This window comes from Ignatzschineria rhizosphaerae, from assembly GCF_022655595.1.
In the GTDB taxonomy this organism is placed as follows: domain Bacteria; phylum Pseudomonadota; class Gammaproteobacteria; order Cardiobacteriales; family Wohlfahrtiimonadaceae; genus Ignatzschineria; species Ignatzschineria rhizosphaerae.
Map to the genome: position 1 here is coordinate 2,991,587 of NZ_CP093379.1, position 13,833 is coordinate 3,005,419.

Here is a 13,833-nt window from a genome sequence, read left to right on the forward strand (position 1 = left end):
GGTGTCTTCGGTTGGTTTGAAAGGTGGTAAAAAATTAACCACAAATCAAATTGACAGATCAAAAACACGGTGTATAATGATGACTTCTTTGGTGGAGTTCCCGAGTGGTTAAAGGGACTAGACTGTAAATCTGGCGGCTATGCCTTCGAAGGTTCGAATCCTTCCTCCACCACCAATTTTAAATGAGTTTTGCGGGTGTAGTTCAATGGTAGAATCTCAGCCTTCCAAGCTGATTGTGTGGGTTCGATTCCCATCACCCGCTCCATTTTGCTCATATAGCTCAGTTGGTAGAGCGCGTCCTTGGTAAGGACGAGGTCACCAGTTCAATTCCGGTTATGAGCACCATTCCCCTTCCGTGTAATTAATCTAATCTAAAAGAGTGATATTATGTCAAAGGAAACTTTCAGTCGTAGTAAGCCGCACGTTAACGTCGGTACAATTGGACATGTTGACCATGGTAAAACAACTTTAACAGCTGCTTTAACTAAAGTAGGTAACGAAGCTGTTGGTGGTAATGTTCGTGCATATGATCAGATCGATAACGCACCGGAAGAGAGAGAGCGTGGTATTACGATTTCTACTTCACACGTTGAGTATGAATCACCAAATCGTCACTATGCACACGTTGACTGCCCAGGTCACGCGGACTATGTTAAAAACATGATTACTGGTGCAGCACAAATGGACGGAGCAATCCTCGTTTGTTCAGCAGCAGATGGCCCTATGCCGCAAACTCGTGAGCACATCCTTTTATCACGCCAAGTCGGTGTTCCATATATCGTTGTTTTCTTAAACAAAGCAGATATGGTTGATGATGCTGAGTTGATCGAATTAGTTGAGATGGAAGTTCGTGAACTTCTTGATGCTTACGAGTTCCCTGGTGATGATACTCCAGTGATCGTAGGTTCAGCGCTTAAAGCAATCGAAGGTGATGAGTCTGAGATTGGTGTTCCAGCAATTAAAAAACTTCTTGATGCATTAGATACTTGGATTCCACAGCCAGAGCGTGAAATCGATAAAGCATTCTTAATGCCTATCGAAGACGTATTCTCAATTTCAGGTCGTGGTACAGTTGTAACTGGCCGTATCGAGTCTGGTATTGTTAAAACTGGTGAAGAGCTTGAGATTGTTGGTATTCGTCCAACAGCTAAAACAACTTGTACTGGTGTTGAGATGTTCCGTAAGCTTCTTGATCGTGGTGAAGCGGGAGATAACGTTGGTGTTCTTCTTCGTGGTACTAAGCGTGAAGATGTAGAGCGTGGTCAAGTATTAGCAAAACCAGGTTCAATCAAACCACATACAAAATTTGAAGCAGAAGTATACGTACTTTCAAAAGAAGAGGGTGGTCGTCACACTCCATTCTTCAAAGGTTACCGTCCACAATTCTATTTCCGTACAACAGACGTAACTGGTGCTTGTGAGCTTCCAGAGGGCGTGGAAATGGTAATGCCTGGTGATAACGTGAAGATGGTTGTTGAGTTAATCAACCCAATCGCGATGGATGAAGGTTTACGTTTCGCAATCCGTGAAGGCGGTCGTACAGTTGGTGCGGGCGTTGTAGCTAAAGTTATTGCATAATTACTGCTAGCAGTATTTGGGTCAATAGCTCAATTGGCAGAGCGACGGTCTCCAAAACCGTAGGTTGAGGGTTCGATTCCTTCTTGGCCCGCCACAAAGATAAAGCAGTCAGTAGTTTCTGACTGCTTTTATTTTATGTAATTAAAATAATCTAGTATAATGCAAAGTTTATGTGCATGAATGAGAAGTAATAAGATGAATACAAAGAAAAAGTCTGACGTGATTAAGGCGGAACAAACAGCTTCTAAGAAAACTGCTCCGGTGAAAGGTCAAGAAGTAAAAAGTGGGAAAGCTATGGTTTGGCTTGCGGCTCTAATTGCGTTAGTCGGCATTGTTGCTTACTACTATTTTGAAGATGTGAATGCTTTATATGCATTTGGTGCATTGATTGCGGGTATTGCAATTGGTGCTGGGGTGTTTTTTGTTTCCCCAAGTGGAAAGAACTTAGTAGTGTTTTTTAAAGAGGCAAGAATGGAGCTTCGTCGAGTGGTTTGGCCATCGATGGATGAGACTCGTAAGATGACGATTTTAGTGGTCATTGTTATGGTGATTACCTTGCTATTCTTAATGTTCGTTGATTTTATTATTAAAAATATTATTTCATTTATTTTGTCATTTTCGTAGGAGAAAAATATGCATTGGTATGTGATACAAGCTTATTCTGGGTACGAAGGACAAGTTGTTCGTGCGTTGCATGAGTATATTGCTCGTGAAGGCTTTGAGTCTAAGTTTGGCGAGATTTTAGTGCCAACTGAAGAAGTTGTAGAAGTAAAAGATGGAAAGCGTCGTAAAAGTGAGCGTAAGTTCTTTCCAGGATATGTGCTTATTCAGGCAGATATGGATGAGGAAGTTTGGCATCTAGTAAATAGTGTTCCACGAGTGATTGGTTTTGTCGGTGGAAAGAGTGATCGTCCTAGTCCTATCTCTGAAAAAGAAGCGAATGCGATTTTAAATCGTATTGCGCAAGCAGAAGAAGGGCCAAGATTGAAAGTGCTTTATGAAATCGGGGAAGAAGTTCGCGTGATTGATGGTCCATTTAATGAGTTTAATGGCTCTGTCACCGAGGTGGACTCTGAGAAAGGTCGCATAAAAGTATCGGTAATGATTTTTGGTCGTGCAACGCCGGTGGATCTTGAGTTTAGTCAGGTCGAAAAAATTTAATACTATCTGCGATTTATCGTCAATAGTTGATCGCTTAAGAGTTCTTTGGTTAAGTGTCTTTTAAGTGTCAAAGAATAATAAATCTCTAGATGTTGCCTAAGACGACGGTCTGTAATATCTAGAGATTTTATTGTTGCTGCTGTATAAAAATAGTGGTACAATGCTGAGTCTTTTAAAACTGGGGAGCAGAAATGCGTTTGACCCGTCAATAGGAGTAGCCTCATGGCAAAAAAAGTAATGTCTTATATCAACTTGCAGGTAGCTGCAGGTAAAGCGAATCCATCGCCACCAATCGGACCTGCTCTTGGTCAACATGGTGTGAATATCATGGAATTCTGTAAAGCGTTTAACGCAGCGACTCAACAACTTGAACCAGGAATGCCTATTCCAGTTGTGATCACTGTTTATAGTGACCGTTCATTCACGTTCATCACTAAAACGCCACCAGCAGCATATCTTCTTAAGAAAGCAGCTGGAATCAAATCTGGAAGTCCAAAACCAAATACACAAAAAGTTGGTAAAGTGACTCGTGCGCAATTAGAAGAAATTGCGAAAACTAAAGAGCCAGATTTATCATCAGCGGATCTTGATGCAGCGGTGAAAATCATTGCAGGAAGTGCGCGCTCAATGGGTATCGAAGTGGAGGGCGTGTAAGATGGCTAAGTTAACTAAAAAACAAAAAGCAATTTTAGAGCTTGTTGATGCTACTAAAGTATACACTTTAACAGAAGCAGTTGAATTACTTGGTAAAGTGCCAGCGGCTAAATTTGAAGAATCTTTTGAAGTTGCGTTAAACCTTGGTGTTGATCCACGTAAATCAGACCAAGTTGTTCGCGGTGCGACAGTAATGCCTAACGGAACTGGTAAAGATGTTCGCGTAGCAGTATTTGCACAAGGTGCTAATGCTGAAGCAGCAAAAGCTGCTGGTGCAGACGTTGTTGGTTTTGAAGATTTAGCAGAAAGCATTAAAGGTGGCGATTTAAACTTTGACGTTGTAATCGCAACGCCAGATGCTATGCGTGTTGTTGGACAATTAGGTCAAGTGTTAGGTCCACGTGGCTTAATGCCTAACCCACGTGTTGGTACAGTAACTCCTGATGTTGCAACGGCAGTTACTAATGCAAAATCTGGTCAGGTTCGTTTCCGTACTGATAAGTCAGGTATTGTTCACGCTGCAATCGGTAAAGCAAACTTCGATGTTGAAAAACTTCGTGGCAACTTACAAGCATTGATCGCAGAAGTAACACGTTTGAAGCCTGCTTCAGCAAAAGGTGTTTACATCAAAAAATTAACAGTATCTACGACTATGGGTCCTGGTATTGCTGTTGATTTGGCATCAGTATAAGTATTTAAAAGAATACGAACTTATCTTTTGATTAATTCATTAATTAAAGGTGAGTCTAAGACCGTAGATGCGGGGGTAGCTTGCTACCTTTGCTTAATTACGAAAGTTGTCTACGTAGACGGTGGTTCTAAATTAGGGTTACCGTAGGGCCAAGTGTAAAAGCTTGGGTTTGTAGGTGGTAAGAAATTACCAAAAATGTAAAGGTGAAAAATGAGTTCTTTGCAAAGTAAACAAGAAGTGGTTCAAGAAGTTAATGGGGTAGCAAATGGTGCTCACTCATTAGTACTTTCAGAATACCACGGGCTTACGGTAGCTCAGATTACATCTCTTCGTAATGCGGCAAGATCAGCAAATGTTGATATCCGTGTTGTGAAAAACACATTAGCAAGACTTGCATTAAAAGACACACAGTTTGAAGATGCAATTCCAAGTCTTGTAGGACCAATCATCATGGCTTTCTCTATGAGCGAGGAAGATCCAGTTGCTGGTGCACGTGTTATTCACACTTTCCTTAAGGAAAAAGCGAATGAGAAGTTAGTTGTTAAAGCAATTGCACACGACGGTGAAGTTCACGACGGTTCTGCATTGAAAGCAATCGCATCACTCCCAACGAAGGAAGAAGCGATTTCAATGTTCTTAGCTGTATTGAAAGCACCAGTTCAGAAGCTTGCGGCAACTTTAGCTTCAGTAAGAGACAAGAAAGAAGCAGAAGCTGCTTAATTGTTTTACTGATAGTTCTAAGTTTAGAATTATTAACCAATCAAAAATTTAAGTTAATTTTAGGAGTTATATTATGGCAATCTCACATGAAGATATCCTTAATGCAATCGAAGAGATGAAAACTGCAGAAGTTATGGAGTTAATCTCAGCAATCGAAGAAAAATTCGGCGTAACTGCAGCAGTAGCTGTAGCAGCAGGTCCAGCAGGCGACGCTGGCGCAGCAGCAGAAGCTCAAACTGAGTTTGATGTTGTAATGACTTCAGCAGGCGAGAAGAAAATCAACGTGATCAAAGTTGTACGTGGAATCACAGGTCTTGGTCTTGGTGATGCTAAAGCACTCGTTGAGAGCGCACCAGCAACAATCAAAGAGCAAGTATCTAAAGATGAAGCTGACAAAATCAAAGCTGAGCTTGAAGAAGCTGGCGCATCAGTTGAGCTCAAATAATCAGGCTATAATTAAAAGAGATGATTTATTATCTGCCTGATATAAAAGGGCGCTCTTTTAATTAAGATTGAACAGTAAAGGCTAGGGTTTTGACTCTAGCCTTTACTAGCTTCTAAAAAATATTTTTCGAGCGTATAAATTAGGCCTTTTGGCCAAAGGATTAATTTATATGTTTACACTCCCCATCATATGAGGAATACATTGCATGGTCTATTCGTTTACAGAAAAAAAACGCATCCGTAAGGACTTTGGACAACAGATTGAAGTTCAAGAAGTACCTTTTCTCCTAGCGACTCAGCTCGATTCTTACGAAACATTTCTTCAAGATAATACCCCTCGTAAAGACCGTAAAGATCAAGGCTTAAATGCAGCCTTTCAATCTATCTTCCCAATTGAAGCAATTAAAGCAAAGACTGCGACATCAAATGGTTTCCGTCTCTCTTTAGAGTATGTGGATTACCATATCGGTGAACCAGAATTTGACGTTCGTGAATGTCAAATGCGTGGTACAACGTATGCTGCATCACTTCGTATTGGTATGCGCCTTAAAATTGCAGATTTAGAAACTGGCGAAATTAAAGAGATCCGTGAAGCGGATATTGATCAGTTTGGCCGTGGTGGTGTCTATTTAGGTGAAATTCCTTTAATGACCGAAAACGGTACATTCGTAATTAACGGAACAGAGCGTGTTATCGTTTCACAGCTTCACCGTTCACCGGGTGTATTCTTTGATCACGATAAAGGTAAAGGTCACTCTTCAGGAAAACTTCTTTTCTCAGCTCGCATCATTCCTTACCGTGGTTCGTGGATGGATTTTGAGTTTGATGCCAAAGATTTAGTTTTTGCACGTATTGACCGTCGTCGTAAACTTCATGCAACGATTATTCTTAAAGCGCTTGGGTTATCAGATACTGAGATCTTAGCGGAGTTCTTTGAAACAAATACCTTTAAGATTAAGAAACAAAAATTATTCTTAGAATTAGTACCTGCTCGTTTACGTGGTGAAATGGCAGCTTTTGATATTCTTTTAGATGGTGAAGTACTTGTTGAGAAAGGCCGCCGTGTCACAGCTCGTCATACTAAACGTTTAGAAGAAGCAGGCGTTAAAGATCTTGAAGTACCATTTGAGTACATCGTCGGTCGAGTACTTTCTGAAGATGTGTTAGATGAATCAACGGGCGAGCTTTTAGCGCTTGCTAATGATGCTATCACAGCTGAAACACTTGAGAAATTTGTGGCTTATGGCATTGATACGATTCCTGTAATCTTCACTAACGAAGTAGATCGTGGTGCTTATATCTCAGATACACTTCGTGCAGATACCACGAAAAGCCAGCTTGAAGCGCAAATTGAAATTTATCGTATGATGCGCCCAGGTGAGCCACCTACAAAAGAAGCTGCAGAAAGCTTATTTGCAAGCCTTTTCTTCTCAGGTGATCGTTATGACTTATCAGCTGTTGGGCGTATGAAGTTCAACCGCCGCTTAGGTCGTGATAGTGATACTGGTGAAGGTACACTTTCAAATCAAGATATTCTTGATGTATTAAAAGAACTTGTTTCAATCCGTAACGGTCATGGCACTGTGGATGATGTGGACCATTTAGGTAACCGTCGTATCCGCTCCGTGGGTGAAATGGTTGAAAACGTTTACCGTATTGGACTTGTACGTATTGAGCGTGCTGTTAAAGACCGTCTTTTAATTGCTGAAGCTGAAGGTTTAACACCGCATGATCTTATTAACGCAAAACCAGTAGGTGCTGCGATTAAAGAGTTCTTTGGTTCATCTCAGCTTTCACAATTTATGGACCAAAATAACCCGCTTTCAGAAGTGACGCATAAGCGTCGTATTTCTGCGCTTGGCCCTGGTGGTTTAACGCGTGAGCGTGCAGGCTTTGAAGTTCGTGACGTTCACGTTACGCATTACGGTCGAGTATGCCCAATCGAAACACCAGAAGGTCCAAACATCGGTCTTATTAACTCACTTGCAAGCTATGCTCGCACCAATAGCTATGGCTTCCTTGAGACGCCATATCGTAAAGTGATTGATGGCCGCGTTTCAGATCAAGTAGATTACTTATCTGCTTATGAAGAAGCAAATTATGGTATCGCACAGGCGAATGCAAAACTTGATGAAACAGGTGCATTTGTTGATGACTTAATTGCATCACGTGTGGAAGGAGAGTTTACGCTCCTTACTAAAGAGCAAATTAGTTATATTGATATTTCACCAAAACAGATCGTATCTGTGGCGGCGGCATTGATTCCGTTCCTTGAGCATGATGATGCGAACCGTGCACTCATGGGATCGAACATGCAACGTCAAGCAGTTCCAACATTAAATGCCGATAAGCCACTTGTTGGTACAGGGATGGAGCGTATTGTTGCTCGTGACTCTGGGGTTTGTGTGGTTGCAAAGCGTGGTGGGGTTGTTGATTACGTTGATGCAACGCGAATCATTATTCGTGTTAATGATGAAGAGACAATCGTTGGTCAATCTGGGGTTGATATTTATAACCTCACAAAATACCAACGTTCAAACGCGAACACTTGTATTAACCAAAAAGTTCTCGTAAAAGAAGGTGATATCGTTTCAAGAAAAGATATTCTTGCAGATGGTCCTTCAACAGATTTAGGTGAGCTCGCTCTTGGTCAAAACATGCTCGTGGCATTCATGCCATGGAATGGTTATAACTATGAAGACTCCATTTTAATCTCTGAGCGTGTGGTTAAAGAAGAACGTTTTACAACGATTCATATTGAAGAGTTAACCTGTGTGGCTCGTGATACAAAATTAGGTCCTGAAGAGATTACTTCAGATATTCCTAACGTATCAGAATCAGCACTTTCTAAACTTGATGAAGCAGGTATTGCTTACATCGGGGCAGAAGTGAAATCAGGGGATATCTTAGTGGGTAAAGTCTCACCAAAAGGTGAAACAACTTTAACGCCAGAAGAGAAACTTCTTCGTGCAATCTTTGGTGAGAAAGCCTCAGATGTAAAAGATAACTCCCTTCGTGTTCCTTCAGGAATGGATGGTACCGTTATCGACGTTCGTGTCTTCACGCGTGATGGTATTGAGAAAGATAGCCGTGCTAAAGAGATCGAAGATCGTGAACTTCGCGGCGTACGTAAGGACTTAAATGACCAATTACGTATTCTTGAAGATGACCTTTTTGAGCGTGTTGGTAAGAGCTTAATTGATGCTGAAGTTGCCGCGGGTAACAAAGGCATTAAAGCAGGTGATAAGATCACTGAAGACTTCTTACAAGGTATCGAGCGTGAGAAATGGTTAGAGCTTAAGCTTAAATCAGAAGAGCAAGCAGAAGAGCTTGTGAAACTTAAAAAGCTGCTTGAGCAACAACGTAAAGATTCAAATAAGAAATTTGAAGAGCTACGTGAAAAATTAACACAAGGTGATGAATTAGCGCCAGGTGTTCTTAAAATGGTTAAAGTTTATCTTGCGGTGAAACGTCGTATTCAACCGGGAGATAAAATGGCAGGTCGTCACGGAAACAAAGGGGTTATCTCCATGATCGTTCCGGAAGAAGATATGCCATATATGGAAGATGGTACACCGGTAGATATCTGCTTAAACCCACTAGGGGTTCCATCACGTATGAATATTGGTCAGATTCTTGAAACTCACTTAGGTTGGGCTGCTCATGGTCTTGGACTTAAAATCGATAAGATGATTAAGTCACATTCTAAAGCACAAGAGCTTCGTAAGTTTTTAGATGAGATCTACAACAAAGATGGCAGCGCACAAACTGTTGATTTAGATAAGTTTAGTGATGAAGAAATCTTTGAGCTTTGTGGTAACTTAAGAAAAGGGGTTCCAATGGCAAGCCCAGTATTCGACGGTGCATCAGAAGATGAAATGCGTCGTATGCTTCGCTTAGCTGATCTCCCTGAATCAGGTCAGATTAAGTTATATGACGGACGTACAGGGGATGCATTTGACAGACCTGTAACGGTAGGATTCATGTACATGCTCAAACTCAACCACTTAGTGGATGACAAAATGCATGCTCGTTCTACAGGTCCATACTCACTCGTAACACAGCAGCCGCTTGGTGGTAAAGCACAATTCGGTGGTCAGCGTTTCGGAGAGATGGAGGTGTGGGCACTTGAAGCTTATGGTGCGGCATATACACTACAAGAGATGTTAACAGTGAAATCGGATGACGTTGCAGGGCGTACAGCAGTGTACAAAAACATCGTTAACGGTGAACACAACATTGAAGTGGGAATGCCTGAGTCCTTTAACGTACTGATTAAAGAGATCCGTTCTCTGGGTATCGATATTGACACGGTCAGTGATGAGGATGATGAGTAATCTCATCCTTTTCCCTTAAAACCGTTTCATATAGAGACATTTCTTTAAATATACATTGGAAGATAACGAATGAACTTATTAAATTTATTTAAGAATGAAGATAAAGGTGGTTTTGATGCAATCAAGATTGGTCTTGCATCACCTGAAAAAATTCTTAGTTGGTCATATGGCGAAGTTAAAAAGCCAGAGACTATCAACTATCGTACCTTTAAACCAGAGCGTGATGGACTTTTCTGTGCAAAGATCTTCGGACCGGTAAAAGATTATGAGTGCTTATGTGGTAAATATAAGCGCCTTAAGCACCGTGGTGTGGTGTGTGAGAAATGTGGCGTTGAAGTCACACTTTCAAATGTACGTCGTGAGCGTATGGGACACATCAAGTTAGCATCACCTGTTGCTCATATTTGGTATTTAAAATCACTCCCAAGTCGTATCGGTTTATTACTTGATATGACCCTTCGTGATATCGAAAAAATTCTTTACTTTGAATCATTTGTGGTAATTGAGCCAGGTTTAACGCCGTTTGAACATGGTCAAGTATTAACAGATGAAGAGTTCCTTGATGCAATCGAAGAGTACGGCGATGAATTTGATGCCCGTATGGGTGCAGAAGCTGTATTAGAGCTTCTTAAAGCGATTGATCTTGAAGAAGAAGCGTCAACACTTCGTGAAGAACTTCAAGAAACGCGTTCAGAGACGAAATTTAAACGTCTTTCAAACCGTTTAAAACTCGTTGAATCATTTATCGCATCAGGTAATGATCCTGCATGGATGATCTTAACGAACTTACCAGTTCTTCCACCAGATTTACGACCATTAGTTCCACTTGATGGTGGTCGTTTTGCGACATCTGATCTTAATGATCTTTATCGCCGTGTTATTAACCGTAATAACCGTTTACAACGACTATTAGAACTTGAAGCGCCGGATATTATTGTCCGTAACGAAAAACGTATGCTTCAAGAGTCTGTAGACTCATTATTGGATAATGGTCGTCGTGGTCGTGCGATTTCTGGAGCGAATAAGCGTCCGCTTAAATCACTTGCGGATATGATCAAAGGTAAACAAGGTCGTTTCCGTCAAAACCTTCTTGGTAAACGTGTTGACTATTCAGGTCGTTCTGTAATCGTTGTTGGACCGACACTTCGTCTTCATCAGTGTGGTTTACCAAAACAGATGGCGCTTGAGCTTTTCAAACCATTTATCTTCTCTCAATTGATCCAACGTGGTATTGCTACAACGATCAAAGCAGCGAAGCGTATGGTTGAGCGTGAAGTTCCAGAAGTTTGGGATATTCTTGAGCATGTGATCACTGAGCACCCAGTTCTTTTGAACCGTGCACCAACCCTTCACAGACTTGGTATCCAAGCGTTTGAACCTGTATTAATCGAAGGTAAAGCAATTCAGCTTCACCCACTCGTTTGTACCGCATTTAACGCCGACTTTGACGGTGACCAAATGGCGGTTCACGTACCACTTTCAATTGAATCACAATTAGAAGCACGTGCGCTCATGATGTCTTCAAACAATATTCTCTCACCAGCAAACGGTGAGCCGATTATTGTTCCATCACAAGACGTTGTATTAGGTCTTTACTACATGACTCGTGAGCGTTTAAATGCAAAAGGTGAAGGTCGTATCTTTACAGATACTGCTGAAGTTCATCGTGCATACGCATCAAAAGAGTTAGACGTTCATGCAAAAATCCAAGTTCGTCTTCCGATTACAATGTTTGAAGATGCAGAAGAGGGTGAGGTCTACCGCCGCGTTGAATCAACGGTTGGTCGTATTCTTTTAACGGATCTTCTGCCAGAAGGTTTACCGTTCTCTCTTATTGATAAAGTATTATCAAAACGTGAGATCTCAAATTTAATTAACAGCTGCTACCGTCGTCTTGGTCTTAAAGATACAGTAATCTTTGCTGACAAACTCATGTACACAGGGTTCTACTACGCAATGCGTTCAGGATCATCTGTAGGTTATGAGGACATGGTGATTCCACCGCAAAAGCAAGAGATCATTGATCGCGCGGAAGCAGAAGTTAAAGAAGTACAGATGCAATACTCACAAGGTTTGGTAACAAACGGTGAGCGTTATAACAAAGTTATCGATATCTGGTCACGTACGAACGAAGAAGTTGCAAAAACAATGATGAGCAACCTTGGTAAAGACGAAGTATTTGACGAGAAAACAGGTAAAAATGTTGAACAAACATCCTTTAACTCTATCTTCATGATGGCAGACTCAGGAGCTCGTGGTAGTGCCGCGCAGATCCGTCAGCTTGCTGGTATGCGTGGATTGATGGCAAAACCAGATGGTTCGATCATCGAAACACCAATCACGGCTAACTTCCGTGAAGGTCTAGACGTTCTTCAGTACTTCGTATCAACGCATGGTGCTCGTAAAGGTCTTGCGGATACGGCACTTAAAACAGCGAACTCAGGTTACTTAACACGTCGTTTAGTTGACGTTGCACAAGACCTTGTGATCGTGAATGAAGATTGTGGTACTAAAGATGGTCTTCTCATGACTCCTATCGTTGAAGGTGGGGATATCGTTGAGCCACTGCGTGATCGTGTTCTTGGTCTTGTAGTTGCTGAGGACGTTTACGTTCCTGGAACAGAAGAAGTCCTCTTTGAAGCCGGTACACTTTTAGATGAAGCAGCTGTAGAGCTTCTTGATGAAAAAGGTGTGGATGAGCTAATTGCTCGCTCCGCGATTACTTGTGAAAATCGTCATGGTCTTTGTGCTAAATGTTATGGTCGCGACCTTGGTCGTGGTCACCTTGTTAACCCAGGTGAGTCAGTGGGTGTTATTGCTGCACAATCCATCGGGGAGCCAGGTACACAGTTAACGATGCGTACGTTCCATATCGGGGGAGCGGCATCGGGTTCTGCGGCAGTTTCAAATGTACAGGTGAAAACTAAAGGTACGCTTAAACTTGTTCGTATGAAGACTGTTCGTAACAAAGATAACCACCTTGTATCAATCTCACGTTCGGGCGAATTAATCATCATGGATGAATTTGGTCGTAACCGTGAGCGTTATAAAGTTCCTTACGGTGCAACAATTGTTGTTGACGAAGGTGGTAGCGTAGAGATTGGGGATATCGTGGCAACATGGGATCCGCATACCATTCCTGTTATCGTTGAAGTTTCAGGTCACATTAAATTTGTGGATTTTGAAGAGAACATCAACGTACAGAAACAAACGGATGATATTACAGGTCTTTCAAATCTTATCGTTCTTGACTCTAAGCAACGCAATACTGGTGGTAAACGTCCATCAATCTGCGTCGTAGATGAAGCTGGTAATGAACTCAATATCCCAGGAACAGATGTCACAGCAATGTATACACTTCCTGTAGGGGCGATTTTAAACCTTAATGATGGGGATGCGGTATCAATTGGTGATCCTCTTGCACGTATTCCACAAGAGTCATCAAAAACACGTGATATTACCGGGGGTCTACCACGAGTTGCTGACCTCTTTGAAGCAAGACGTCCAAAAGAAGCGGCAATTCTTGCAGAGAAGACAGGTATCGTGAGCTTTGGTCGTGAGACAATGAGTAAACAGCGTCTTATCATCACAGATTCAGATGGTGTTGCGCATGAAGAGCTTATTCCAAAATGGCGTCATGTGAACGTGTTCGAAGGGGAAACTGTTGAAAAAGGTGAGATCATCGTTGATGGTGAATTAAGTGCTCATGATATTCTTCGTCTCCTTGGTGTGAAAGAGCTTGCTGAGTATCTTGTGAAAGAGATTCAAGACGTTTATCGCTTACAAGGGGTTAAGATCTCTGATAAACATATTGAAGTCATCATTCGTCAGATGCTCCGTAAAGTGGAAATTCTTGAAGCAAACGATAGTAACTTTATCAAAGGTGAACAAGCAGAATACGTCGCTCTTCTTGAAGAGAATGAGCGTGTGGTTGCTGAAGGTGGCGTTCCTGCAACGTATCAACCTGTCCTCCTTGGGATTACAAAAGCATCGCTTGCAACAGATAGCTTTATTTCAGCGGCATCGTTCCAAGAAACAACACGTGTCTTAACAGATGCTTCTATTCGCGGACTTAGAGATCATCTCCGTGGTCTTAAAGAGAACGTTATCGTGGGTCGCTTGATCCCTGCAGGTACCGGTCTTATTTATCACGAAGAGCGTCGTAAAGCGGGTAACTAATCATCCTAAAGATGATTGACTAATAGATAAGCGCTCCTTTAGTGGAGCGCTTTCTCATTTAAAATAGAA

At 41.7% G+C, this 13,833-nt stretch carries 9 protein-coding genes and 4 tRNA genes; all 13 read left to right on the forward strand.

What is annotated here, in order from left to right:
* The first annotated feature begins 90 nt into the window (after positions 1–90).
* Positions 91–175: transfer RNA gene (locus MMG00_RS13740), tRNA-Tyr, on the forward strand.
* Positions 176–191: 16 nt separating this feature from the next.
* A tRNA-Gly gene (locus MMG00_RS13745) sits at positions 192–265 on the forward strand.
* Between the two features lie 4 nt (positions 266–269).
* Positions 270–345 (forward strand) — tRNA-Thr (locus MMG00_RS13750).
* A gap of 42 nt (positions 346–387) precedes the next feature.
* Positions 388–1,578: an elongation factor Tu gene (gene tuf / locus MMG00_RS13755; RefSeq protein WP_242147423.1), complete on the forward strand. Its 1,191-nt coding sequence runs from the start codon at positions 388–390 to the stop codon at positions 1,576–1,578.
* A gap of 18 nt (positions 1,579–1,596) precedes the next feature.
* Positions 1,597–1,672, forward strand: a tRNA-Trp gene (locus MMG00_RS13760).
* Positions 1,673–1,773: 101 nt separating this feature from the next.
* Positions 1,774–2,202, forward strand: a complete 429-nt coding sequence (gene secE / locus MMG00_RS13765; RefSeq protein ID WP_242149406.1) for a preprotein translocase subunit SecE — start codon at positions 1,774–1,776, stop codon at positions 2,200–2,202.
* 9 nt (positions 2,203–2,211) lie between these two features.
* Complete coding sequence (gene nusG, locus MMG00_RS13770; RefSeq protein WP_242149408.1) at positions 2,212–2,739, forward strand: transcription termination/antitermination protein NusG; 528 nt, start codon at positions 2,212–2,214, stop codon at positions 2,737–2,739.
* Between the two features lie 222 nt (positions 2,740–2,961).
* On the forward strand, positions 2,962–3,393 hold the full coding sequence (gene rplK / locus MMG00_RS13775; protein WP_242149413.1) for a 50S ribosomal protein L11: 432 nt from the start codon (positions 2,962–2,964) through the stop codon (positions 3,391–3,393).
* Between the two features lies 1 nt (position 3,394).
* The gene (gene rplA / locus MMG00_RS13780; protein ID WP_242149416.1) at positions 3,395–4,084 is read left to right on the forward strand and encodes a 50S ribosomal protein L1; all 690 of its coding nucleotides are present in this window, start codon (positions 3,395–3,397) and stop codon (positions 4,082–4,084) included.
* 210 nt (positions 4,085–4,294) lie between these two features.
* Positions 4,295–4,804: a 50S ribosomal protein L10 gene (gene rplJ, locus MMG00_RS13785; RefSeq protein ID WP_242149418.1), complete on the forward strand. Its 510-nt coding sequence runs from the start codon at positions 4,295–4,297 to the stop codon at positions 4,802–4,804.
* A 73-nt stretch (positions 4,805–4,877) separates the two neighbouring features.
* On the forward strand, positions 4,878–5,249 hold the full coding sequence (gene rplL, locus MMG00_RS13790; RefSeq protein WP_242149421.1) for a 50S ribosomal protein L7/L12: 372 nt from the start codon (positions 4,878–4,880) through the stop codon (positions 5,247–5,249).
* Between the two features lie 205 nt (positions 5,250–5,454).
* Entirely contained in the window at positions 5,455–9,585 is a 4,131-nt protein-coding gene (gene rpoB / locus MMG00_RS13795) for a DNA-directed RNA polymerase subunit beta (RefSeq protein WP_242149425.1), read from the forward strand.
* A gap of 69 nt (positions 9,586–9,654) precedes the next feature.
* Positions 9,655–13,764 (forward strand): DNA-directed RNA polymerase subunit beta', encoded by a 4,110-nt coding sequence (rpoC, locus tag MMG00_RS13800; protein WP_242149428.1) that lies wholly within the window; start codon positions 9,655–9,657, stop codon positions 13,762–13,764.
* The last annotated feature ends 69 nt before the right edge of the window (positions 13,765–13,833 follow it).